This is a genomic window from Sediminihabitans luteus (genome assembly GCF_002797595.1).
Lineage (GTDB): Bacteria > Actinomycetota > Actinomycetes > Actinomycetales > Cellulomonadaceae > Paraoerskovia > Paraoerskovia lutea.
In genome coordinates this window covers 856,519-879,257 of the sequence record NZ_PGFE01000001.1, presented here as the reverse complement: position 1 = coordinate 879,257, position 22,739 = coordinate 856,519, and the positions used below count along the sequence as shown (strand labels likewise).

Sequence of the window (22,739 nt, the reverse complement as noted above, 5' to 3'; positions counted from 1 at the left end):
CGGGGCAGACGCCCGCTCCTAGGGTGGACGCATGGACGACCCGGAGATCTCTGAAGCAGCCCAGGAGGCGTACAGCGTCGTGCTGACGCTCGGCGCGGTCGCGATCGCGGTCGTCGCTGCCCTGCTCGTCGCGGTGGTGCTCCGCCTCGTCGTGGGCAGGATCGGACGGCGCAGCGACGTCGCGCGGGACATGTCGGTGCGCATGCGGCGCCCTACCCGGACGGTGCTGCTCGTGCTCGCGGTGCTCGTCGCGGTCCAGGTCACGGTGCCGCGCGACGGGACCGGGCTGTGGTGGCGCGCACCGCTCGTGCACCTGCTCGACATCGGGCTCATCGCCGCGGGTGCGTGGCTCGTCGGCTCGGTAGCGTTCGTGCTCGAGGACCGTCTGCTCGTGCGGTTCTCGTCCGAGAACACATCGGACGACCGGCACGCGCGCCGCGCCCGCACGCAGATCGTCGTCGTGCGACGCCTCACCGTCGCGATCCTCGTGGTCTGCGCGATCGCCGGGATCCTCATGACCTTCCCCGCGGCGCGGGCCGCCGGGGCGAGCATCCTCGCCTCTGCGGGCCTCATCTCGATCGTCGCGGGCCTCGCCGCGCAGACGTCGCTCGCCAACGTGTTCGCGGGCATGCAGATCGCGTTCACCGACGCGATCCGCTCGGACGACGTCGTGGTGCTCGAGGGCGAGTGGGGTCGCATCGAGGAGATCACCATGACGTACGTCGTGGTGCACCTGTGGGACGACCGACGGCTCATCCTGCCCTCGACCTACTTCACCACGACACCGTTCGAGAACTGGACCCGGCGGCAGTCCGAGCTGCTCGGCACCGTCGAGGTCGACCTCGACTGGGAGGTGCCCGTGGGTCGCATGCGCGGCGCGCTCAAGGCGCTGCTCGCCGAGTCCGGCCTCTGGGACGAGCGCGTCGGGATCCTGCAGGTCACTGAGGCCACGGGCGGCCGCGTTCAGGTGCGCGCGCTCGTCTCGGCGGCCGACGCGCCCACGCTGTTCGACCTGCGCTGCTACGTGCGCGAGGGACTCGTCGACTGGCTCCAGCGCGAGGCGCCCCAGGCGCTGCCGCGCGTACGGTTCAGCGAGGAGCCCGGGCGCGAGCCGGTGGGCGCCGCGACGACCGGGGCGGTCGGGACGACGACGGGCGCGACGCCCACCGGAGCTACTGCCACCGGAACTACGGCAACCGGAACTACTGCCGCCGGAGCCGCAGCTTCCGGAGGGTCGCCGACCGGCCCGGACGACCTCGACGCCGAGGACCGGCCCGGCGGGGCGACGTCCGACGGCGACGCGCACGGGGCGCCCGGCGCCGGGGGCGACGGGCAGGACGGCCCGCGGTTCGACCTGTCCGGAGCGACCGGACGCAAGGGCAAGGGGCGCAAGCGCGGTCCCGTCCGGGTCCCGCGCCTGCACCGCGGGGCCGACGGCGCCGTCGACGTGCCGCCCGTGCCCGCGGTCGTGCCGGTGGACGCCGCCGCGATGCCCACGCCGAGCGACGACGCGACCGTCGTCATGGAGGAGGTGTCGACCGCGAGCGAGTCCGCGCTGTTCAGCGGCACGCGCGAAGGCATCGAGCGGTCGCGCGCGTTCTCGGGACCGGGCCAGGAGGTCTGGGACGAGCGCGAGGAGACAGCCATCCGGAACGCGGAGGACCCGCACGGCGACGCTCACCCGCGCGGCGACGGCCATTCCCACGGCGACGTTCACCCGCGCGGCGACGGCTCTGGGCACGGACACGAGGACGGCCGCGCGGGCGGCGACGCGCGGGACGCGCCAGAGGGTTCGACGTCCGAGGAGACTCCCGACGAGACGCCCCACGAGACGCCCCACGAGACGCCCGACGAGCGTGCCCGGCGCGCACCCCGGGGCGGCGACCCGACGGGCTCGAGCGACGGCGGGGACGGCGGCAGCGGGGACGGTGGCGGCGGGGACTACTGACCCGCGACGGGCCCGAAGCCCGGGAACACCGCGGATACGTCCGCGAACGGTGCGCGCAGGAGCGTCGCGGTCGCCCACCCGCGCACGAGCAGCCCGGCGTCCGACTCTGGCTCGCCCGACGCGTCGGTGCCCGTGTAACGCAGCGTGAGGTTGCGGTCGTCGTCCTGGTGGATGCGCGCCGAGACCGCGCCGAACGTCGCGAGCGGCGCCTGCCGCAGCCCGCGCACGCGGTCGAGCGGCAGGTCGGGCACGTTGAGGTTGAGCACGCGACCCGCGAGGTCGTGCGACGTCGCCCACGCGAGGCCGTGGTCGGTCACGCGCCGTGCGGTGTCCCAGTGGGTCGGTGCGGCGGCGTCGATCGACACCGCGACCGACGTGATGCCGTGCGTCGTCGCCGACAGCGCGGCCCCCACCGTGCCCGAGTGCAGCACCGCGTTGCCCGTGTTCGCGCCCTTGTTGACGCCCGAGAGCACGAGGTCGGGCTTGGGCCCGAACCCGCCGTACGCCGCGACGAACGCGATGAGCGCGGGCGCCGCGCGCACCGCGAGCGACGTCACGCCGTCGGGCAGCCCGGGTGCGCGCACCGACTCGACCACGAGCCGACCGTCCTTCTCTGCACCGAGCAGCGACGCGCTCGCGCCCGACGACTCGCGTGCGGGGGCCGCGACCACGACCTCGTACCCGGCCTCGACGGCGCTCGCGGCGAGCACCGCGAGGCCCTCCGACATGATCCCGTCGTCGTTCGTGATGAGTGCTCGCACGGTGCTCCTCCGGTCGGTCGGCGGGCGACGAGCCCGGTCAGGTCAGCTCGCGCACGCTCACGCGCCGCGCGAAGCGTTCGATCTGGTCGCGCCGGCCCGTGCCGAGCCCGCGTCGTGTCACGTTGAGCGCGCCCGCGGCGGCACCCAGCCGGACGGCGTCCGGCAGGGCGAGGCCCCGCCCGAGACCGACCGCGATCCCGGCGGTCATCGAGTCGCCTGCGCCCCGGTGGTCGACCGTCGTGATGCGCGGCGTCGTGACCAGGTGCGCCGTGTCGGCGGTCAGGAGCAGGGACGGCTTCTCGGCGCGCGAGACGACGACGGCGCGCGGCCCGCCGTCGAGCAGCGCCCGGCCGGCGGCGCGCAGCGCGTCGAGCGAGTCGTCGGCCGAGAACCCGCCGTCCACGAGCTCCTCGTGGCTGATCTTGAGCACCGCGCCCGGGGCGCTCGCGGCGGCCGCGGCCTGCCTGCCCGAGAGGTCGGCGACCGTGAGCTTGTCGGACGCGTGCAGGTCGCGCACGAGCCGGCCGAAGAACGACGCGGGGACGCCGACCGCGGGCTCGGCGCCCGTCACGATGCAGACGTCGGCCTCGAGCGCCGAGACGAGGACGGTGCCGTAGAGGTCGTCGAGCTCGTGCCGGTCGAGCGGGCGGGGCGGCATGAGCGCGATCTCGCGGCGGACGCCGTCCGTGCGGTCGTGCACGTAGGCGCCGTTGCCCGCGGTGGTCGTGGGTCGTAGCTCGAGGTTCTCGGCGCGCGCGAGGTGCGCGGCGACCGACCCGGTCTCGCCGCCGAACGGGCCGCAGACCACGACCTCGGCGCCGAGCGAGTACGCCATGCGGGCGAGCCAGAGACCCTGCCCGCCCGGGTGCACGTGGACCTCGGGGGTGGACTCGGTGGGGCCGGACGGCTCGATCTCGACCGTGAGCTGCGGCGTGACCGCGAGGACGCACACGCGCGGCGTGCGGGCGGGCTCGGCCGGCGCGGTGGCCGGGGTGCTGGGCGCCCTGCGGGGCGGTTCGCTGCTCATCCCTGCCGAGACTAGGCGCGGGCGCCCTCCGCCCGCGCGTCGAACCACCGCGCGAGGGCGCCGGGGTGGTCGGTCATGATCGCGTCGACCCCGAGCGCCGTGCACAGCTCCCACTCCTCGGGGGTGTCGGCGTCCCAGACCATGACGTGGTGACCGGCGTCGTGCAGCGCGGCGACCAGGCCGGGGTCGGCCGCGACGAGCGCCACCGCGGGGTTGCACGTCCACACGTCCAGGCGGGCGCACGCGTCGAGGAGGTCGGGCGTCGGGTGCTCGACGAGCAGGCCGCGCCGCACGCCGGGTGCCGCGGTGCGCACGGCCTCGACGGTCTCGCGCCGGAAGCCCTTGACGACGACCCGCCCGGCGACGTCCGCGTCCTGCAGCGCGCGGACGACGGGCGCGACCTCGGACGCCGCCCAGACGCCCTTGAGCTCGAGCAGGAGCTCCGTGGTCGGGTGGTCCGCCAGGAGCGTCACGAGGTCGTCGAGGGTGGGCACGCGCTGCCCGGCGAACCGGGCGTCGAACGACGTGCCCGCGTCGAGCGCGCGCACCTGCGCGAGCGTGAGGTCGGCGACGAGCCCCCGGCCGTCGGTCGTGGCGTCGACCCGCGCGTCGTGGATGACGGCGGGCGCGCCGTCCGCGGTCAGGCGCAGGTCGGTCTCGATCCCGTCGGCGCCCTCGGCGAGCGCGAGCCGGAAGGCGGCGAGGGTGTTCTGGGGGGCGTCCGCGGAGGCGCCGCGGTGCCCGACGACGGAGGGTCGGCCGGGGTGCAGGAGCATGGGGTCAGTCAACCAGCCGGTACGTCACGGCGGGTTCAGTCGGGTTCTGCCGGGTTCTGCCGGGTGCTGGCGGGTTCTGTCGGGTGCTGCCGGGGCCGTCAGGCGCGTGCGGCGCGGCGCGTGCGCACGACGCGCACGAGCACGGGGGTCACGCACACGACGATGAGCGCGACGAGGATCAGGTCGAGGTACGCGGAGACGAAGTCCGAGACCACGGGGATCTTGCCGAGCTCGTAGCCGAGCACGATCAGGGTGGTGCTCCAGGCGGCGGCACCGACGAGGTTGAAGAACGAGAACGTGCGGCGGCGCATGACGGCGACGCCCGCGACCACGGGCACGAACGTCCGCACGATCGCGACGAACCGGGCGATCGCGACCGTCGCGGGACCGAAGCGCTCGAAGAACCCCTCGGCGCGGGCCACGCTCGCGCGGCTGAACAGACCGCTCTCGCGCTTGTCGAACACCGCCGGGCCCGAGCGACGTCCGATCTCGTAGCCGAGCTCGCCGCCGAGCGTCGTCGCGGCCGTCACGAGCAGGACCACGAGCCACAGCGGCTGGGTGATCTGGCCGCTGAGCGTGATGATGCCGGTGAAGAACAGCAGGGTGTCGCCCGGGAGGAAGAAGCCGAGCAGAAGGCCGACCTCCGCGAAGACGATCGCGCAGACCAGGGCGAGGGCGGTCGTCCCGCCGCCGGACAGCCACGACTCGGGGTCGAGCAGCCCGGTCTGGGCGAGCGTGTGGAGCATGCGGGGTGCCTTCTGTCGACGGCGCACGAGAGGCGTGCGAGCCCTGGCCGGCCGCGCGAGGCGGCCCGTCGGGGCACAACGGCCCCGGGAGGACCGTTGTTCCGCAGGCTACTCGCCGGTCACCCCGTGCGGGCCGTGAATTGGGCCGATTGCCGGTCCTTCACGACAGGTGTCGCGCACGTCACGTCGCGCTGGTCCCATTCTCACGGGACCTCCACGCCGCGCGCACCGGGAGCGCGACGGACGCGCGAAAGTTCTCCCGATGCGAAACATAGTGTCCCGGGCTGTGCTGACACGTGTGCGCCTCCCGTGAGCGCCTTCTCCCTCTTCACCGGTATCCCGCTGATCCCCGCGATCGTCCTGAGCGTCCTGCTCGCGGTCGCGCTCGGCGCCGTCGCCTGGACCCTCCTGCTGGTCGTGCTCGCCGCGCGCGAGCGCCGCCGGCGCCGTCGTGCCGACCGCACGCCCCGCGCCGACGAGTCCGACTTCATGTGGGTGTTCGTCGTGCCCGCGATGGACGAGGAGGTCACGATCGCCGACTCGGTGGGTCGCCTCGCGGACGTCCGCGCGACGCACCGCCGCATCGTCGTCGTGGACGACGCCTCGGCCGACGCGACCCCGACCGTGCTCGCGGGCCTCGACGTGCCCGACCTGCGCGTGGTGCGTCGCGAGCTGCCCGAGGCGCGCATCGGCAAGGCCGCGGTGCTCGACCTCGCGTGGCGCATGATCGGCGAGGAGCTCGCGGGGGTGCCGCGCGACCGCGTGATCGTGGGCGTCGTCGACGCGGACGGTCGCCTCGACCCCGGGGCGCCGTCCGTGCTCGCGCAGCACTTCGCCGACCCCCGCGTCGGCGGGGTGCAGACGCTCGTGCGCATCTACAACCAGACGGGCTACCTCACCTGGGCGCAGGGCCTCGAGTTCTCGGTGTTCGGGCGCGTCATGCAGCTCGCGCGGTCGTGGTGGGGCACCGCGAACATGGGCGGCAACGGGCAGTTCAACCGGCTCTCGGCGCTCGACGACCTCGTCGTCGACGAGCAGATGCCCGAGGGCGTGGCGCGCGGCCCGTGGCGCGACAAGCTCACCGAGGACCAGGACCTCGGCGTCCGGATGGTCCAGGCCGGCTGGCGCGGCGAGCAGACCAACGCGGCCGTGGTCGAGCAGCAGGGCGTGCCCAACCTGCGCCGCCTGTACCGGCAGCGCACGCGGTGGGCGCAGGGCGGGTGGCAGGTCGTGCCCGACGTGCTCGGCGTGCGGCGCATGCGGCACGTCTCGCTCGTCGCGCGGCTCGACGCCGTGATGTACCTGCTCACGCCCGTGGTGCAGGCCGCCGTCGCGGTCGGCATGACCATGACCTTCTGGTACTGGGTCGTCGAGGACGTCGCGATCCTGCCGCGCGTGATCCCCGCGATGGTCCTGTTCGTCGTCGCGGCGCTCGGCCCCGCCCCGCTCGGGGTGCTGCTGCGCGGCGGGACCCGGCGCGAGGTCGCGACCGCACTGATCGTCGTCCTGCCCTACATGCTCTACTCGCTCATCACCTACCCCGTGGTGTGGCGGGCGCTCGGGCGGCAGCTCCTGCGCCGCCACGGCTGGGCCAAGACGGCGCGCGAGCCGATCGTCGTCGACGACGGCCCGCGGCTGCTGCCCGACGTCGAGCCGGAGCGGTTGCCCGCGGTGTGACCGCGCTACTGCTTGGCCCAGGACCCGCAGCGGTTGGTCGTGAAGTCCTGGCCCTCGGAGAGCACGACCGTAGGGAATCCTCCGGTCACGATGTCGTTCTCGACGATGTCGCTCCCGTTGCTGCCGGAGCGCTCGATGCTCCAGTAGCACTCGCCTCCGACGGCTGCCGTCGTCCGGTAGGTGCCGGGAGCGATATCCGTGCCTACGGTCCAGGTGCCCTCCGTGATGGTCGACGCAGCGATCCGCTCCTCCGTGGTCGTCACGGTCTTCTCTCGCTCGTCGAGCTCAGAGGCTCGCGACTCGAGCTCCAGGCGCAGCGCCTCGACCGATGACGCGTCCGCGTCGAGCGCCTCGACCTGCTCCGTGAGCTCTCGCACGCGCTGGTCCTTGCTCGCGGTGGCATCCTGGGCGCGCTCGACGTCGACGAGCGCGTCGTCGAGCTCCGCCTGCAGGTCGTCCGCCTTGGCGACCCAGGACTGCGCGCTCTGGTAGTTCACGATCCAGAGCGCGGTCGACGTGACCGTGGCGGCGAGCAGCACGGCGAGCAGCACGATCGTGATCGTGCGCTGCCGGCCACGTGAGAACCAGCGTCGGTGCGTGGCCGGAGCGGTGGCGACCGCGTGGTCGTGAGGGGGCGGCGGGGGAGGGGGCGGCGTCGACATGGCGTCCGTTCGTGTGCGTGAATCGAAGGGTCTGCGTCTGCGGCCTGGTGCGACGCGGCGTCAGTATTCCATTCGTCCCATGCCAAGAATGCGGACAGAAGCAGTCGTGCCGGGTGAAATGCTGCCCGATCGACCTGCCTCGCGCGGGTCGTCCGCGGCTGCGTGCGAGGCAGGTCATGTCAGCGGTGGTGACCCGTGGGAAGGCCGATACCGTGGACTTGTCATTTGTCGATGAATCCGCTTGCTTGCTCGGATCAGCGGGACTAGCGCCGGAAGGTTCCGCCCTATGAACTCAGACAGCGCACTCACGCTCCGCGACGTGGCGCAGACAGCATCCGACCAGCATGGCGGCGTCCGCGGTCGAGCCCTCGGGCGCCTCGCCGAGCAGCGAGGCCTCACCCTCTCGTACACGACCGTCGACAAGATCCTCGCCGGCAACTACCTCTCCCGGCCCTCGGGCAAGACCCTCGAGGCCCTCGCAGTTCTCTCCGGCTACCCGATCGAGCGCGTCTACGCCGCCGCCGACCTTCCGATGCCGCTCGCGTCGCTCGCCGACCAGCTGCCCCCAGACGCTGACCTGCTCTCCGCCGATCAGCGCCGCACGGTGATCGACGTCGTGCGTCAGTTCGCTCGCGCGAACCGCGAAGTGCTCGCCCTGCGCGAGGCGGCACCCGGTGTTGGTGTTGTGGAGCCCGGGCCGGAGCAGGACCAGACCGACTACAGCCTCGCCGCGCGCGCCGGCTCGTCCCGCAAGGCGCAGGAGCGCGCCGCCTGGGACGACGACGTCGAGGCCGGGGGAGGCGCATGACCGCTCGCGCGAACGGGCAGGTGGCCGCCAGAGGGGCACGCCCGCGCACGAGCTCGTGCCTATGGATCGTGGTGACGAGCAGGCCCGCCTCGCCGACGCCGTGCTGCGCCGCGGCAACACGGCCTGACGTGCCCGATTCGCGGCTGTGGCTTCGTGGCTACACCGCAGGGCGGTTTCGGGGCCTTCGAAGGGGTCTCGGCTACACGTGTGGCTACACCTGCGGGGCAGTCAGGAGGTCGGAACCGTTGGAAACACTGGTGGGCCCCGTGGGGTTCGAACCCACAACCTACGGATTAAAAGTCCGCAGCTCTGCCAGTTGAGCTAGAGGCCCGTGGGACGAGGATATGGCGCGCGGGGACCGTGCGGACAATCCGCCCGGGAATCCTCGGGCGGGCTCGTACGTTGACGATGCTGAGAATCATGTCCATCCGACAGGAGGTCCGCATGGTGAGGCTCGCACGCAACGTCGAGGTCGAGCACGACGACGGTCGCGTCGTGAAGTACGTCAGGCACCCCAACGGGGGCGGTCCCGTCTCGACGCGCGCCGACGTGCACCCGGACGCGTGGGTCGCCGAGAGCGCCTACGTCGAGCCCGGGGCGGTCGTGGGCGCCCGCGCCCACGTCGAGGCGGCCGCATGGGTCGACGAGGACGCCCGCGTCGGCACCGACGCGGTGGTCGGGCGCGCGGCGCACGTCGGCCCGCGCGCCGTGGTGCACCGTGGTGCGCGCGTCGGGGCCCGTGCGCGGCTCGGCGCCGAGTCGGTCGTCGACCCGGGCGCGCTCGTGCCCGACGACGAGGCGCTGCCCGCAGGGAGCCACGTCGGCCCGCAGCGCACCGCCGGGCGCAGCGGCGGGTACGCCGCCGCCTGACCCCCGGCACCCGTCGGGCGGGCCGGTGCGGCCCGCCCGACCGCCCGGGCTCACTCGGGCTCGTTGCCCGTGTCGCCCCCGACGACGTACGGCGTCGTGACCCCCTCGTACATCAGGTGGGTCACCAGGCCGTCGGCCGCGTGCTGCAGGTTGTGGCAGTGGTCCATCCAGATCCCCGGGTTGTCCGCGACGAACGCGACCTCGTACGTCTCGCCGTCGCGCACGTCGAGCGTGTCGAACCACCACGGGCTGCCCGTGGCCGCGACGCCGTCGCGCGAGAGCACGACCGCATGGTGCCCGTGCAGGTGGATCGGGTGGACCGCGCCGCTGTCGTTGCTGATCGTGATTCGCACGACGTCGCCCTCGCGCACCATGAACATCGGCAGGTCCGGGAACACGTGCCCGTTGACCGACCACCACATGCCCGGACGCCCGCCGACGAACCCGGGCCGGCGCCCGATCGCGTACTCGAAGCTCCGGTCGGGCGACGCCGGGTCGATCCCGAGCGGCGCCGGCGTCCCGTACGCGAGGAGGTCGACCGCGTCGTCCGGCCGCTCGACCGGGGGAGCCTGCGCCTGCGCCGGTCCCACGACCAGGGCGTCGGACGACCCGACCTGGACGCGGGCCGCGGTGCCGTCGTCCGGCACCACGACCTCGAGGTCGACCCGGCCGCCCGCCCCGACGCCGACCGTCGCGCGCTCGACGGCCGGTGGCTCGTGCACGTCGTGGCCGTCCACCGCGACCACCCGGTACGGGACCGACGCCCACGCCGTGAGCGTGCCGTCGTCCGTGTCGACCAGCCGGAGGCGGACGACGTCGCCGGGCTCGGCGGGCACGCGCACGTCGCCCTCCTGACCGTCGAGCGTGAGCGCGCCGCCGTACGTGTGCGCCACGACCACGCGGTCGACGTCGACCGGCCGCGTCGGGGTCGCCGGGTGCACCACGAGCGCGCCGAGCAGCCCGCCCACGACCTGCTCGTGCGAGACCTGGTGCGAGTGGTACCAGTAGGTCCCCGAGTCCGGGGCGACGAACCGGTACGTGTGCTCACCGCCCACGGGCACCGCGTCCTGCGTGACGCCCGCGACGCCGTCCTGCGCGTTGGGCACGTCCACGCCGTGCCAGTGCAGCGTCAGGCCGGACCCGACCGACTCGTTGCGCAGGTGCACCTCGAGCAGCTGGCCCTGCACGACCTCGATCAGCGGCCCCGGGGACGTGCCGTTCAGCGTGTACCCCTCGACCGTGCGGCCCGAGGCCAGCCGGACCGTCCCCGCACGCGCGACCAGGTCGACCGTGACGTCGGCCCGCCGCGTCGGGTCCGTGTCGAGGTCGGTCACCGAGACCTCGCGGCCCGCGGCGACCGCCTCGTGCCGGTGGGCGAGCGGCGTCGCGCCGCGCGGCCCGACGCCGTCGCCCGGGCGCGTGGCCGGGTCGGCCGGGTCCGTGCCGGTGCCTGTGCCCGTGCCCGTTCCTGCGGTGCCCGCGGTGCCCGTGTCGACGTAGCCCACCGACGTCACCGCGTACGTCCCCGGCAGGAGCGACGCGTGCCAGAACCACGCGATCGGCGCGAGCACGAGCAGCGTCGCGGCGCAGGCGACCAGCAGGCCGACGCGGCCGCCCGCCCCGCGCCCGGTGGTCACGTCGTCGCGCGCTCGGGCACGGTCGCCGTCGTCCGGCCCGGGCGGGCCGCGCGGGCCGCCGCGACGCCGAGGCCCGCGAGCACGAACGCGTTGATCCCGTGGAACGCGCCCACGACCGGCGCGCCGAACGCCGCGAACGCGATGCCGATCTGCAGCACGACGTCGACCACGACGAGCAGCGCCCAGAACGTGCCCCGCGGGACCTTCGCGAAGAACGACACGACGAGCAGCAGCAGCGCGACGAGCGGGATGAGCATCATCCCGTTCATGCCGTGCACGGCGAACCCAGCGATGCCCCCGACGTCCGGGGAGTCGCTGTCGAAGGTCGAGCTCGTGAGGTCGTTGCCGTCCTCGACCCACTTGCCCAGACCGAACAGGGCGAACGCGATCGCCGCAGCCTGCACCAGCACCAGGACGGGTATCGCCCACGCGAGCACCCGGTAGACAGCCCTCATGAAACCCTCCAGCTCAGAAGGGTCGCGTCGCCGACGGCGCGGCCGTGGTCGGCGCGTTCGCGCCACCTGGAACGACACCGGGGCCGGGCCGGGTGATGCACGGGCAGCGGGTGAAAACCCGCACGCAGGTTCGTCTGGTCCAATGGAGGGCATGGAACGCAGAACCCTCGCCGCCGCCTCCGCGATCACCCTTGCCTCCGCGGTGCTGCTCGTCGGCTGCAGCGCCGACGCCGACGACACCGCCGCGTCGACCCCCGTGACCGAGACCTGCACCGAGATGTACGTCGGCGGGGGAGACCCGCTCGAGCGGGCCGTGGGCGACGTGCTGATCCGCGCGAGCCAGGGCTTCGACGGCACGGTCGCGTCGTCCATGAACGCCGTGGGCAAGCGCCTGCAGGAGCTCGAGAAGAGCGCGCCGACCTCGTTCACGGCCGCGATCCAGAAGGTCGAGCAGCCGTTCCTCCAGGTCCAGGAAGGGCTCGACCAGGGGACCGAGAGCACCGAGATCGACATCGCGAGCGCGACCGAGGGCCTCACCGAGATCCGCGACCTCTGTGCCGACGCCGGCTTCGACTTCCCGAGCGCCGCGCCGACGGCCGCGGCGACGCCGTCCGCCACCTCCTGACCCCGCCGGCGGCTCCCGGGGGCGCACCGTAGGCGCCACGGGCGCGGATGTCACGCGCGGTCTTGCCCAGTGAGAGATTCGGGCGACATCGGCGTCCACGCTTGCCAGCGACGCCGGACCTTGCTTGGTTGGAGGGGACCGAGAGGCCCACGGACGGGTGCACCGCATGGTGTTCCGTGAGGTCTCGCCCGGCGACGAGAGGAGCTCTCGTGCTCACCCTGACCGACAACGCTCGCACCGCAGTCAACGACCTCACGACCCAGGCCGGCGTGCCGGAGGGCGGGGGCCTGCGCATCGCGGAGTCCGCGCCGCAGTCCGGCAGCTTCGAGCTCGCGCTCGTGCCTGCGCCCCAGCCCGACGACCAGGTCGTCGAGAACGGCGACGCCAAGGTGTTCGTGGACTCCGCGACGGTGCCCACGCTCGACCACCTGACGCTCGACACCGACCCGAACGCGCAGGGTCCGGCGTTCGTGCTCACGCCCCAGGCCTGAGCCCGCAGCACCCGACGGCCCGCCCGCTCCCTCGAGGAGCGGGCGGGCCGTCGTCGTGCGGGCGCTCGTCGTGCGGGCGCTACGGGTTCGTGACCGTGAGCGACCCGATCCCGGCCGCGCTGCGCAGGTCGTAGTACGGGCCGGACTCGTCGAGGTCGGGCGTGGTCAGCTCGGTCTGCGCCGCGATGCCCTCCGTCGTCTCGCCCAGGAGTGTCGCGGTGCCCGCCCCGGCGGACGTCGTCCACCGCAGCCCCGTGCCGTCGGGCACCTGGACCGTGACGTCGCCCAGCCCCGCGGTCTGGTCGATGGGGACGACGTCGTCCGGCGCGGGCAGCCGGAACGTGCCCTTGCCCGCGCCTGCCTCGATCGTGATCCGGTCGACGTGCGTCGCGGTCAGGTCGACGTCCCAGGCGTCCGTGCCCGCCTGGATCAGCACCGTCCAGCGCACGTCCGGGTCGAGGCGCACCGCGACGTCGCCGCCGTCGAGCGCGACCTGGTAGCGCGGCCCCGCGTCGTCCGCGTCAGGGGCGGGCGTGGTGAGCACGAGCCCGCCGTCGTCCGCGTCGCCCGGCACGTTGGTCGCGTCGGCGGCCACCGCGGGGCCGCCGTCCGGGTCCGTGCCGAGCGTGATCGAGTCGCCGCCGCCCGTGAGGACGAGCGTGGCGGACGCCGCGTCGTCGGCCCCCGCCTCGACGTGACCCGAGCCCGTCCCGGCCTGCTCCCCGCTCTCCGCCGGGGCGTCGGTGCCGACGTCCGACGGCTCGGAGTCGCCGCACGCGGCGAGCGCGAGCGCGAGCACGACCGCCGTCGCGGCGGCGGTCCCGCGCCGCGCGATCACGACGCACCCCCGGCCGTGCGTGCCACGCGCAGCGCCCACGCCACGAGCGGCACCTGGAACGGCAGGCGCCCCCAGGCGACCGCAGGCCGCATCGCCCACGAGCGGGCGCCCGGGTGCGAGGCCAGCGCCATCGTCACGTTGCCCGGGAACACGGCGACGAACAGCGCGGCGGTCGCGAGCCCGCCCGCGCGGCGGGTCGCCGGGGCGGCCACGGCCGCGGCGCACGCGAGCTCGGCGACGCCGCTGCCGAGCACCCACGCGCGCGGCGAGCCCAGTCGGCGCGGGATCAGCGGCTCGAACGTGCGCGGCCGCACGAGGTGCAGCACGCCGGTCGCGGTGAGCGCGCCGGCGAGGGCCAGCGCAGGCAGGGGGCGGGAATCTCGTGGCATGACCGCGACGCTAGCGGCCCCGGCGTCCGCTCGCCGGTCGGGCGCGTCAGTCGACGGGCGCCCAGATCCACGAGCCGCCGAGCACCGCCGCGCCCACCGTCACGACGAGGAAGATCCCGACCCAGACGATGCCGGGCAGCGGGGTCAGGCGCGCGAGCACGTCCGCGTCCGAGCGGGAGCCGCGGCCACGGCGGCGCTGCGCCTGCAGCTCGAGCACCGGGCGGACCGCGCCCAGGAGCAGGAACCACGTGACCGCGTACGCGACCGCCGACTGCGCCGGGCCGTCGAGGAACCACGAGACCAGCACGAGCGCGGTGCCGCTCACGAGCACCGACCACAGGCCGAACCAGTTGCGGATCTGCAGCAGCAGGAGCGCGAGCAGCAGCACGAGCAGCCACAGCAGCCCGACCGCGTACCCGGCGTGCAGCAGCGCCGCCGCGCCCAGGCCGACCAGCCCCGGCGCGACGTACCCCATGAACGCGGTGACGATCATGCCGAGCCCGCGCGGGCGACCCTTCGACACCGTGAGGCCCGAGGTGTCCGAGTGCAGCCGGATGCCGCTGAGCTGTCGGCCGCTCAGGAGCGCCGCGACCGCGTGACCGCCCTCGTGCGCGATCGTGATCAGGTGCCGCGCGACGTGCCACGTCGGGCGCACGAGCACCACGGCCGCCGCGACCGCGGCGCAGACCAGGACCACGGACGGCGCGGGCGCGTCGACCGGCGTCGTCGCCGCGTCCCAGATCTGGGAGACCACGTCGCCGACGTTCTCGAAGAAGCTCACGCGGGCCATCGAACCACGTCCGTCCCGCGCCGCGGGGCGTGGTTCGTCACAGTCGGGGCGTTCCGGGCGCGAGCCGTGAGAGACTGGAGGTCCGAGGGCGGCGCACACCTGCGCGCCCCGCGTCGTAGAGGTCCCCGGCGGATTGTCGTGCGGCGGACTCCGACCGAGCAGTTTTCTGCCCCGAGAGGCTCATTTCCTTGACCACCTTTGCTGACTTCTCCCTGCCCACGCCCGTCGTCAACGTGCTGGCGCGGCAGGGCATCACCACCCCGTTCCCGATCCAGGTCGCGACGCTGCCCGACTCCGTCGCCGGTCGCGACGTGCTCGGTCGCGGGCGCACCGGCTCGGGCAAGACGCTCGCGTTCTCGCTGCCCGCCGTGACGCGGCTCGACATCTCGCGCACGAGCCGGCACCCGCGGCGTCCGCGGGCGCTCGTGCTGTGCCCCACGCGCGAACTCGCCAACCAGATCAACGCGACCATGGAGCCCATCGCCAAGGCGCTCGGGCTCGTGACGACCACGATCTTCGGCGGCGTCGCGCAGTCGCGCCAGGTCTCCGCGCTCAACGCGGGCGTCGACATCGTCATCGCCTGCCCCGGCCGCCTCGAGGACCTGCTCAAGCAGAACCTCCTGACGCTCGACGGCATCGAGATCACGATCCTCGACGAGGCCGACCACATGGCCGACCTCGGGTTCCTGCCCGGCGTCAAGCGCATCATGGACCGCACGCCCAAGGTCGGGCAGCGCATGCTGTTCTCGGCGACGCTCGACAACGGCGTGGACCAGCTCGTCAAGCGCTACCTGTCGAACCCCGTCAAGCACTCGGTCGACGACGCCGCCTCGGCCCCGCCGAAGATGACGCACCACATCCTCGCGGTCAAGGACGCCGACGCGAAGAAGCAGGTCGTCGAGACCCTCGCCTCGGGCACGGGCCGACGCATCCTGTTCATGCGCACCAAGCACCAGGCCAAGAAGCTCGCCAAGCAGCTCACCGCGTCGGGCATCCCCGCGGTCGACCTGCACGGCAACCTCGGCCAGGGCGCGCGCGAGCGCAACCTCGAGGCGTTCTCGAACGGCGACGTCAAGGTCATGGTCGCCACCGACATCGCGGCGCGCGGGATCCACGTCGACGAGATCGAGCTCGTCGTGCACGTCGACCCGCCGGCCGAGCACAAGGCGTACCTGCACCGCTCGGGCCGCACCGCGCGTGCCGGCGAGGAAGGCGTGGTCGTCACGATCATGCTCCCCGAGCAGCGCAACGACGTGCGCGACCTGACCCGCAAGGCGCGAATCTCCGCGCAGCCCGTGCAGGTCACGCCCGGCGACGAGCTCGTGACGTCGTTCGTCCCCGAGGTCGCGCCGTACGTCAAGCCGGCGCCCGTGCACACGCAGGTGCAGCCCGCACGCAAGAGCACCTCGGCCGGTGGCGGCGCCTCGCGCGGTCGCGGCCGTGGTCGCGGTCAGACCGCGGCGCAGGCTGCGGCGTCCGGCCAGCAGGGCGGCCCGGCGGGCGGCAAGAGCTCCACGGGCGGTCAGCGTGGCGGCTCGGCCGGTGGTTCTGCCGGCGGCCAGCGTCGTCGCTCGGGCGGCGGCGCGGGCGCGGGTCAGGGCTCGTCGCGCGGTCAGCGTGCCGGCGGCTCGGCCCTCGCATGGTCGTCCTCGACCGGCGGGGCCTCGCACGGCCCGGCGTCGTCGTCGGGCACGCGCGCGGACGACGCGGCTCAGCCCCGTCAGCCGCGCCGCGGCGGCCGCGGGCGCGGTCGTGCCACGCGCGACTCGGGAGCTCCGAGCTCGCGCTGACGCGCCCGGGACGCCGTCGTGCGGCCCTACGTCGTTCGGCCTACGTCGTTCGGCGCTACCGTCGTGCGTCCCCACCGCCGACCGTGCGATCTGTCACCGCCGTGCGGCCCTACCGTCGTGCGTCCCCACCGCCGACCGCGCGATCTGTCACCGCCGACCGCGCGATCCGTCACGGGTTTTCGCCGATTTCGGTGACAGATGGCGCGGTCGGCGGCTGCGGGTGACAGATGGCGCGGTCGGCGGCGGCGGGTGACGGATGGCGCGGTCGGCGCCGGTGCGTGACGGATCGCGCGGTCGGCTGGGGCGTGCGGGACGGATCAGGCGGTCGGCCGGCGCAGCTGCATGAGGGTCCGCCGGACGACCGCCCCGATCTGCTCGGGCGAGTCCTGGCCCGTGAACCGCAGCATCTCGACCCTGCCGGTCGCGAGCATCGCGTTCTGCCGGGCGCGGTCGGCGTAGACCGCCCGGGGCGCACCGTGCACGTCGCGACCGTCCATCTCGACGACGAGCCACCGACCGCCCCCGAGGCGCCACGCCATGTCGGCACGCCCGACGAACGCGCCCGTCGCGTCGCGCACGACGAGCTGGAGGACGTGCGGGGGAACGCCCGCCTCGACGCACGCGAGACGCCCGTACGACTCGAGCGGCGACTCGGCCCGGGAATCGGCCAACGCCCAGAGGTCGTGGTGCGTCGCCACGCCCCGGCGTCCGCGTGCCACGGCGTGCGCGAGGTCGAGCCCTGCCGCGTCGATCACCCCACGCGCGAGGGCCGAGTCGAGCACGGCGAGCGCGCGGGCCCGCGACAGCTCGGGCACGCACTGGGCGATCGCCCACCGCGGCGCCGCGACTCGCATGCCCTGGACCGTGACGGTCCGCATGCCGTCGTCGAACCGGCGGAATCGGACCGGCCCTCTCGACCGGCGTGCCTGGCCACCGGGCAGGGTGACCTCGGACCGCGGCTCGAGCGGGAGGCCCGCGACGCCGAGCATGGTGAGAGCGCTCGGACCGACGGCGATCGCGTGCGGCCCGTAGGCCAGGACGCCGAGCCAGGCCGCGCGTCGGCGTCTGGCCTCGTGGTCATCGCCAGGACCGTCGGGCGCGAGGTCGTAGACGCCGCTGACGGGCCGCGCCCAGGAGCCCGCGGCGACCCGACGTGCGGCCGTGGCACGACTGATCCCGTGGGCTGTGCACTGCGCGAGCGCCACCAGGCGCTCCTGCGCGCGGGCGATCTGGAGGAGTGGGGAGCGATTCCGGCGAGAGGTCCGGGACGAGGCGACGTCTGCATGGGCCGACCGAAGCAGCACGCGGGGGCGTGGCGCACCCTGCGGCGTCCGCGTCCTGTCACGACGGTGCGAGGCGGCCGCCTGTGGACGACGTGGTCCGCCTCGAACCCCGCTGCCGACCGCGCGATCTGTCACGGATCCGGGCGCAGAACGGTGACGGATGGCGCGTTCGGCGGTGGGCGGCGGCCGGGCGGCGGGACCGGGGAATGTCCTGCCGGTCGCCACGGTTGAGCCTGGAGCACGTATGGACTCGACAAAGGTAGGGGTAACGACATGACGTACGACGTGACCTGGACCGACGCGCAGTGGCGCGAGAAGCTCTCGGCGCAGGAGTTCGCGGTGCTGCGGCAGGCGGGGACCGAGCGTCCCTGGACGGGCGAGCTGCTCGACGAGAAGCGTGAGGGCACGTACGCGTGTCGCGCGTGCGGCAACGAGCTGTTCGGCGCGGGCACCAAGTTCGACTCGCACTGCGGGTGGCCGAGCTTCTACGAGGCGAAGCCCGGGACGGTCGAGCTCATCGAGGACCGCACGCACGGGATGCTGCGCACCGAGGTGCGCTGCGCACGGTGCGGCTCGCACCTGGGGCACGTGTTCCCCGACGCCCCGCAGACGCCCACGGGGGACCGCTACTGCATGAACTCGGTGAGCCTGGAGTTCACGCCGGCCGAGCAGGCCGGCTGACGCTCGCGGGACGCTGACGCGCACGAGGCCCGGACGGTCGAACCGTCCGGGCCTCGTGCGTTCTCGTCCAGCAGCCTCGGGTGCTGCGGCGTCAGGCGCCGCGACGCTCCCCGTGCGGCGTCACTCGTTGTTCTCGCGGACCTTCTCGACGCCCTCCTTGACGAGGAAGATCGGCAGGAGCAGGGTCGCGAGCATCGACACGAGCCAGACCACGAGCGGGCCGATGATCCAGCCCTGCCAGCCGCCGATGTCGAGCCCGTCGCTCGCGATGAGCCACGCGATGAGCAGCGAGATGTAGGTCGTGACCAGTCCGACGGCGCCGAGCAGCGCGGGCGCGTTGTTGCGGGCGACCTTCGCGATGAACGGCGACAGGATCCCCTGCGCTGCACCGAAGATCAGGACCGCGAGCACGAACGCGAGCGGGTTGCTCCAGTTGATGTCGAACGTCTCCAGATCGAAGATGCTGAAGATCCAGTCCGTGAGAAGGATCCCGATCGCCGCGGCGAGCAGGAAGATGGCCGTCCGGATGAGGAACTTGATCATTCCCGGAGCATAGCCACGGGTGACGCGCGCCACAGCCTGAACGGGCAGGTTGGTGCGGCGTGTCGCGGACGGCGCGTCAGGCGGGGTTCTCGCTCTGCCAGCGCACGACGTCCTCGGAGTAGCGGTGCAGGAGCCCCGCGAGGGTCGCGACGTCGGCCACGTCCCAGGTCGCGAGCCCCTGCGAGAGCGACGCGATGCGCCGCTCGCGCGCGTCGGCGAACCGGGCGGCGCCCTCGTCGGTGAGCGTCAGCAGCTGCCCACGCGAGTCCTCGGGGTCGACCTCGCGCTGGATCAGGCCGAGCTCCTCGAGCCGGGCGAGCTGGCGCGAGACGGTCGCGCGACCCACGCCGAAGTGCGTCGCGAGGTCGGAGCCCCGCACCCCCGGGTTCGAGTCGACGTGCGCGAGCAGCGGGTACGCGCTCGCCTCGAGGTCGGGGTGGACGCGGCGCGCGATCGCCGCGCCGGAGGACGACGCGCGGCGGATCAGCACGCGCAGCTCTCGCTCGAGGTCGGCGAAGGGGGTCTCGTCAGGGTGCTCCATGGACCAATGATGCCGTGCCGAGGCCCGCACGGCCGCATCGGCCCCTTCGACGCAGGCCTTGGCGGCGGACGACGCGCACGCCCCCGGTCCGCAGGCGCGGGCCGGGGGCGTGGCGGGGTCGTGCGTGGGGCGTGGGTCCGGGGTCAGACCGCGGCACCCTCCCGGGCGTCCTCGGCCGCGCGCTGCTCCTCGAGGAGCTGCTCGACGCCGGACTTGGTGCCGAGCGGCACCTCCTTCATGAACACGACGCACACGAGCGCGACGAACGCGAGGGGCGCGGCCCACAGGAAGATGTCGGCGATCCCGTCGCCGTACGAGCGCTCGACGAGGTCGCGCACGGGGGCGGGGAGCGTCGCGAGGTCGGGCAGCGCGCCGCCACCCATCGCGTCGGCCGCCACGCCGAGCTTGGCGAGGCCGGCCGCGAGCGAGTCGCGCACGTCGGTCGCGAGCACCGCGCCGAGCGCCGAGACGCCGATCGCGCCGCCGAGGGTGCGGAAGAACGCGACCGTCGCGGTGCCGGACCCGATCTCGGTGATCGCGAGCGTGTTCTGCACCGCGAGCACGAGGTTCTGCATGAGCATGCCGACGCCGGCGCCGAGCACGAACAGGTAGACGCTCACGATCACGAGCGAGGTCTGGTAGTCGATGGTCGACAGCAGCACGAGGCCGGCGGTCAGGAGCACCCCGCCCGCGAGCATGTAGCGCTTGTAGCGGCCGGTGCGCGAGATGACCTGGCCGATGAGCGCCGAGGTGAGGAAGAGGCCGACGACCATGGGGATGGTGAGCAGGCCGGACTGCGTGGGCGTCTTGCCGCGCGCGATCTGCATGTACTGCGACAGGAACACCGACGTGCCGAACATCGCGACGCCGACCGAGACGCTCGCGACGACCGCGAGCACGAGCGTGCGGTTGCGGAACAGGTGCATCGGGATCATCGGCTCCGCGGCGTGGAGCTCGACGACGACCGCGACGACGAGGAGCACGAGCGAGGCGCCGATCATCGCGCCGGTCTGCCACGAGATCCAGTCGAACTTGTCGCCCGCGAACGTGACCCACAGGAGCAGCGTGCCGATGCCGGCCGAGATGAGGATCGCGCCCCAGTAGTCGATGCGGACGACGCGACGGGCGACCGCGGGCAGGTGCAGGGTGCGCTGGAGCACGACGATCGCGGCGACCGCGAACGGGATGCCGACGAAGAAGTTCGCACGCCAGGTCAGGGGCGAGTCGGTGATGACGCCGCCGAGCAGCGGGCCGCCGACCATCGACACGCCCATGATCGCGCCCATGAGGCCCATGTACTTGCCGCGCTCGCGCGGCGAGATGATGTCGGCGATCAGCACGGTCGCGAGGGCGGTGAGGCCGCCCGCGCCGATGCCCTGGAACGCACGGAACGTGATGAGCGTGCCGACGTTGTGCGAGATCCCGGCGAGCGCGGCCGAGACGACGGAGATCGTGAGGGCGATCTGGATGAGCAGCTTGCGGCTCGTGAGGTCGGCGAGCTTGCCCCAGATCGGGGTCGAGATGGTCGTGGTCAGGAGCGTCGCGACGACGACCCAGGTGTACGACGACTGCGAGCCCTCGAGGTCGCTCACGATCTTCGGCAGCGACGACGACACGACGGACGTGGCGAGGATCGACACGAACATGCCGAGCAGGATGCCCGAGAGGGACTCGAGCACCTCGCGGCGGGTCATGCGCCCCTCGACCGCGGCCGACACGTCGGGCGCCGCGGAGTCGCGGTCCGTCGTGGCGGGCGTCGTCGTGGCGGCCGCCTCGCCGGCGGGGCTGGTCGTGGTGTCGGACGGCGCGGGCGTCGTCGTGCTGTCGGGCGCGGTGGCGTCCGTGGCGCGTGGTCCCGTGGTCTCGGGCGTGCTCGGCATGGCGTTCTCTTCCTGGGACGGGACGTGGTGACGTCCGTGGGCGGTGGGACGTCGTCGTCCGGAGGTGTTCTTCTTCGTGCTGGTCGATGGCGTTCTGGGTCGTGCGCTCCGGGCCGTGCGTCCCGGCCGTGCGGTCAGGCGGTGCGGCCCGGTGGGCGGTGCGGCTCGGCGGTGACCGGGTCGGTCGCGAGGCGGTTGGCGATCTGGCAGACGGTCTCGCTCACGCGGGCCAGGGCGTGCGCGGCGACGTCGAGGTCGTCGGCCTCCCAGTCCGCGAACGACGTGACGGTCAGTCGTTCGATCGTCGTCTGCGCGCGGGCCGCGAGGTCGTGACCCGCGGGGGTCAGGCTCACGACGCGGGCGCGGCGGTCGTCGTCGGGCACGGTGCGTTCGATGAGCCCGGCCTCGAGCAGCGCGCTGACGTTGCGGCTCGCGACCGAGAGGTCGACGCGCAGGGCCTCGGCGAGGTCGCCGACGTGGCTCGTGCCGCAGACCTCGAGGATGCGGACCGCGGCGAGCGTCGAGCGGGACACGTCGAGCGCGCGGGCCGTGGCCGCGCTGACCTCGCGCTGGGCGCGCGAGAGCTGCTCGAGCGCGACGACGAGCGTGCGCAGGCCGGCGTGCGGCGCGGCTGCCGGGCACTCGTCGGCGGGGGTGCGCGTGGTGCTCGGCGCGGTGGCGGTCATGGCTCTCCTCGGGATTCGTGGAGACCTTACGCGCATTCATTGCCCAAAGCAATTATTGTGTGAAGCAACCGGATCGGCCCCGTGGTGGTCCCCGGTCGCCTCGACCGCCGGACGGTCGGCGCGCGAGAATCGGACGATGAGCCCGACACCTCCGCGCCCGCCCCGCCGCCCCGCGATGCTCGACCCGCGCGCGGCGGCCGAGCTGCCCGACGACGTCGACCCGCGCACGCGCGACGAGATCGCGCACACGACGGCCGCGGTGATCGTGCGCCGGGCGCGTGCCGCGGAGGACCCGGACGTCGTCGACCGCCTCGTGCGGCTCGTCGAGACCGAGGGCCTCGACGTCGTCGCGGGCCTGTGGGCCGACGCCGCCCCGAACTCGCTCCCGGGAGCGCTCTGGCGGCTCTACGTGCTGCGCGAGTGGACGCGGCGCGACCCCGAGGGCGTGGCCCTGCGCTACCGGCTCGGGGTCGACGCCGCGCCCGTGAGCGAGGCCGTCGCGGGCGTCGTCCGCCCGCCCGGGCCGGATGACGTGCGCGACCTCGCCGACGCGGTGCTCTCGGGCGTCTTCGCGGGCGAGCTCGACGTCGCGCTCGACCGCGCGGGGGCGTTCTGCCGGATCGTCGCGGCGGGCGCGGCGCAGGACGCGGACGCGCGCGAGGTCGCCGACCCCGAGGCCGCGCGGCGCGTCACGCACGGCGCCGCGTCGCTCCAGCGCACCGCCGACGAGCTCGTCCACGCCGCCGCCCTGCACCGCGCGGGGATGCTCGAGTGAGGCTTCTCACCGCCCACCCCGAGGCCCGGGGAGCGGGCGTACGATGGTCGGGCGACGTCG

The 22,739-nt window shown here is 73.9% G+C and carries 24 protein-coding genes and 1 tRNA gene; 9 read left to right on the top strand and 16 right to left on the bottom strand.

Features of this window, described 5'->3' with window-relative positions:
* The first annotated feature begins 31 nt into the window (after positions 1 to 31).
* A complete protein-coding gene (locus CLV28_RS15770) occupies positions 32 to 1,948 on the top strand; it encodes a mechanosensitive ion channel domain-containing protein (protein ID WP_203968113.1) in 1,917 nt (638 codons plus the stop codon).
* Here the strand turns inward: CLV28_RS15770 and surE are convergent.
* The 4 genes from surE to CLV28_RS04045 all read right to left on the bottom strand — a co-directional run bounded on the left by surE (position 1,942) and on the right by CLV28_RS04045 (position 5,258).
* Complete coding sequence (surE, locus tag CLV28_RS04060; protein ID WP_100421947.1) at positions 1,942 to 2,709, bottom strand: 5'/3'-nucleotidase SurE; 768 nt, start codon at positions 2,707 to 2,709, stop codon at positions 1,942 to 1,944. The two genes, CLV28_RS15770 and surE, sit on opposite strands and share 7 nt — an antisense overlap.
* 37 nt (positions 2,710 to 2,746) lie before the next feature.
* Positions 2,747 to 3,736 carry a 1-phosphofructokinase family hexose kinase gene (locus CLV28_RS04055; RefSeq protein ID WP_100421946.1) on the bottom strand — a complete coding sequence of 330 codons (990 nt, stop codon included), beginning with the start codon at positions 3,734 to 3,736 and terminating at the stop codon, positions 2,747 to 2,749.
* A gap of 11 nt (positions 3,737 to 3,747) precedes the next feature.
* Positions 3,748 to 4,512, bottom strand: coding sequence for a glycerophosphodiester phosphodiesterase (locus CLV28_RS04050; protein ID WP_100421945.1), 765 nt, complete (start codon positions 4,510 to 4,512; stop codon positions 3,748 to 3,750).
* A 98-nt stretch (positions 4,513 to 4,610) separates the two neighbouring features.
* Positions 4,611 to 5,258, bottom strand: a complete 648-nt coding sequence (locus tag CLV28_RS04045; protein WP_100421944.1) for a DedA family protein — start codon at positions 5,256 to 5,258, stop codon at positions 4,611 to 4,613.
* A 309-nt stretch (positions 5,259 to 5,567) separates the two neighbouring features.
* Between CLV28_RS04045 and CLV28_RS04040 the strand changes: the two genes are divergently transcribed.
* Positions 5,568 to 6,935, top strand: a complete 1,368-nt coding sequence (locus CLV28_RS04040; protein WP_100421943.1) for a glycosyltransferase family 2 protein — start codon at positions 5,568 to 5,570, stop codon at positions 6,933 to 6,935.
* A 5-nt stretch (positions 6,936 to 6,940) separates the two neighbouring features.
* Here CLV28_RS04040 and CLV28_RS04035 read toward each other — a convergent pair whose 3' ends face one another.
* Positions 6,941 to 7,486: an Rv1352/Rv1906c domain-containing protein gene (locus tag CLV28_RS04035; protein ID WP_157802485.1), complete on the bottom strand. Its 546-nt coding sequence runs from the start codon at positions 7,484 to 7,486 to the stop codon at positions 6,941 to 6,943.
* A gap of 397 nt (positions 7,487 to 7,883) precedes the next feature.
* Between CLV28_RS04035 and CLV28_RS04030 the strand changes: the two genes are divergently transcribed.
* Complete coding sequence (locus CLV28_RS04030; RefSeq protein WP_100421941.1) at positions 7,884 to 8,405, top strand: hypothetical protein; 522 nt, start codon at positions 7,884 to 7,886, stop codon at positions 8,403 to 8,405.
* 255 nt (positions 8,406 to 8,660) lie between these two features.
* Here the strand turns inward: CLV28_RS04030 and CLV28_RS04025 are convergent.
* Positions 8,661 to 8,736: transfer RNA gene (locus tag CLV28_RS04025), tRNA-Lys, on the bottom strand.
* A 113-nt stretch (positions 8,737 to 8,849) separates the two neighbouring features.
* Between CLV28_RS04025 and CLV28_RS04020 the strand changes: the two genes are divergently transcribed.
* A complete protein-coding gene (locus tag CLV28_RS04020) occupies positions 8,850 to 9,275 on the top strand; it encodes a transferase (protein ID WP_157802484.1) in 426 nt (141 codons plus the stop codon).
* A gap of 50 nt (positions 9,276 to 9,325) precedes the next feature.
* Here CLV28_RS04020 and CLV28_RS04015 read toward each other — a convergent pair whose 3' ends face one another.
* Both CLV28_RS04015 and CLV28_RS04010 read right to left on the bottom strand, forming a co-directional pair.
* The gene (locus tag CLV28_RS04015) at positions 9,326 to 10,912 is read right to left on the bottom strand and encodes a multicopper oxidase family protein (RefSeq protein WP_203968112.1); all 1,587 of its coding nucleotides are present in this window, start codon (positions 10,910 to 10,912) and stop codon (positions 9,326 to 9,328) included.
* Entirely contained in the window at positions 10,909 to 11,367 is a 459-nt protein-coding gene (locus tag CLV28_RS04010) for a hypothetical protein (protein ID WP_157802483.1), read from the bottom strand. Before CLV28_RS04010 ends, CLV28_RS04015 begins: the two co-directional genes overlap by 4 nt.
* A gap of 151 nt (positions 11,368 to 11,518) precedes the next feature.
* Between CLV28_RS04010 and CLV28_RS04005 the strand changes: the two genes are divergently transcribed.
* Both CLV28_RS04005 and CLV28_RS04000 read left to right on the top strand, forming a co-directional pair.
* The gene (locus tag CLV28_RS04005; RefSeq protein ID WP_157802482.1) at positions 11,519 to 11,992 is read left to right on the top strand and encodes a hypothetical protein; all 474 of its coding nucleotides are present in this window, start codon (positions 11,519 to 11,521) and stop codon (positions 11,990 to 11,992) included.
* 209 nt (positions 11,993 to 12,201) lie between these two features.
* The gene (locus tag CLV28_RS04000; RefSeq protein WP_100421938.1) at positions 12,202 to 12,483 is read left to right on the top strand and encodes a HesB/IscA family protein; all 282 of its coding nucleotides are present in this window, start codon (positions 12,202 to 12,204) and stop codon (positions 12,481 to 12,483) included.
* Positions 12,484 to 12,562: 79 nt separating this feature from the next.
* On the opposite strand, the gene CLV28_RS03995 is transcribed toward CLV28_RS04000, so the two are convergent.
* From CLV28_RS03995 to CLV28_RS03985, 3 genes are read right to left on the bottom strand one after another with little or no spacing between them, the layout of a single operon-like run.
* Positions 12,563 to 13,321 carry a hypothetical protein gene (locus CLV28_RS03995; RefSeq protein WP_157802481.1) on the bottom strand — a complete coding sequence of 253 codons (759 nt, stop codon included), beginning with the start codon at positions 13,319 to 13,321 and terminating at the stop codon, positions 12,563 to 12,565.
* Complete coding sequence (locus CLV28_RS03990) at positions 13,318 to 13,710, bottom strand: DoxX family protein (RefSeq protein ID WP_100421936.1); 393 nt, start codon at positions 13,708 to 13,710, stop codon at positions 13,318 to 13,320. The genes CLV28_RS03995 and CLV28_RS03990 overlap by 4 nt, the downstream gene beginning before the upstream one ends.
* A gap of 46 nt (positions 13,711 to 13,756) precedes the next feature.
* Positions 13,757 to 14,491 (bottom strand): M50 family metallopeptidase, encoded by a 735-nt coding sequence (locus CLV28_RS03985; RefSeq protein WP_373314258.1) that lies wholly within the window; start codon positions 14,489 to 14,491, stop codon positions 13,757 to 13,759.
* A gap of 197 nt (positions 14,492 to 14,688) precedes the next feature.
* Here CLV28_RS03985 and CLV28_RS03980 point away from each other — a divergent pair, with 197 nt between their 5' ends.
* Positions 14,689 to 16,290 carry a DEAD/DEAH box helicase gene (locus tag CLV28_RS03980; protein WP_100421934.1) on the top strand — a complete coding sequence of 534 codons (1,602 nt, stop codon included), beginning with the start codon at positions 14,689 to 14,691 and terminating at the stop codon, positions 16,288 to 16,290.
* A gap of 317 nt (positions 16,291 to 16,607) precedes the next feature.
* Here CLV28_RS03980 and CLV28_RS03975 read toward each other — a convergent pair whose 3' ends face one another.
* Entirely contained in the window at positions 16,608 to 17,495 is an 888-nt protein-coding gene (locus CLV28_RS03975; protein ID WP_100421933.1) for a hypothetical protein, read from the bottom strand.
* A gap of 351 nt (positions 17,496 to 17,846) precedes the next feature.
* On the opposite strand from CLV28_RS03975, the gene msrB reads away from it, so the two are divergent.
* Positions 17,847 to 18,254, top strand: a complete 408-nt coding sequence (msrB, locus tag CLV28_RS03970) for a peptide-methionine (R)-S-oxide reductase MsrB (protein WP_100421932.1) — start codon at positions 17,847 to 17,849, stop codon at positions 18,252 to 18,254.
* 120 nt (positions 18,255 to 18,374) lie between these two features.
* Here msrB and CLV28_RS03965 read toward each other — a convergent pair whose 3' ends face one another.
* From CLV28_RS03965 to CLV28_RS03945, 4 genes are all read right to left on the bottom strand, one after another.
* Positions 18,375 to 18,797, bottom strand: a complete 423-nt coding sequence (locus tag CLV28_RS03965; protein ID WP_100421931.1) for a phage holin family protein — start codon at positions 18,795 to 18,797, stop codon at positions 18,375 to 18,377.
* A 76-nt stretch (positions 18,798 to 18,873) separates the two neighbouring features.
* The gene (locus CLV28_RS03960; RefSeq protein WP_100421930.1) at positions 18,874 to 19,338 is read right to left on the bottom strand and encodes a MarR family winged helix-turn-helix transcriptional regulator; all 465 of its coding nucleotides are present in this window, start codon (positions 19,336 to 19,338) and stop codon (positions 18,874 to 18,876) included.
* A gap of 143 nt (positions 19,339 to 19,481) precedes the next feature.
* Positions 19,482 to 21,032, bottom strand: a complete 1,551-nt coding sequence (locus tag CLV28_RS03955; RefSeq protein WP_100422394.1) for an MDR family MFS transporter — start codon at positions 21,030 to 21,032, stop codon at positions 19,482 to 19,484.
* 320 nt (positions 21,033 to 21,352) lie between these two features.
* The gene (locus tag CLV28_RS03945; RefSeq protein ID WP_157802480.1) at positions 21,353 to 21,904 is read right to left on the bottom strand and encodes a MarR family winged helix-turn-helix transcriptional regulator; all 552 of its coding nucleotides are present in this window, start codon (positions 21,902 to 21,904) and stop codon (positions 21,353 to 21,355) included.
* Positions 21,905 to 22,079: 175 nt separating this feature from the next.
* Here CLV28_RS03945 and CLV28_RS03940 point away from each other — a divergent pair, with 175 nt between their 5' ends.
* Positions 22,080 to 22,679 (top strand): hypothetical protein, encoded by a 600-nt coding sequence (locus CLV28_RS03940; RefSeq protein ID WP_100421927.1) that lies wholly within the window; start codon positions 22,080 to 22,082, stop codon positions 22,677 to 22,679.
* Positions 22,680 to 22,739: the final 60 nt, after the last annotated feature.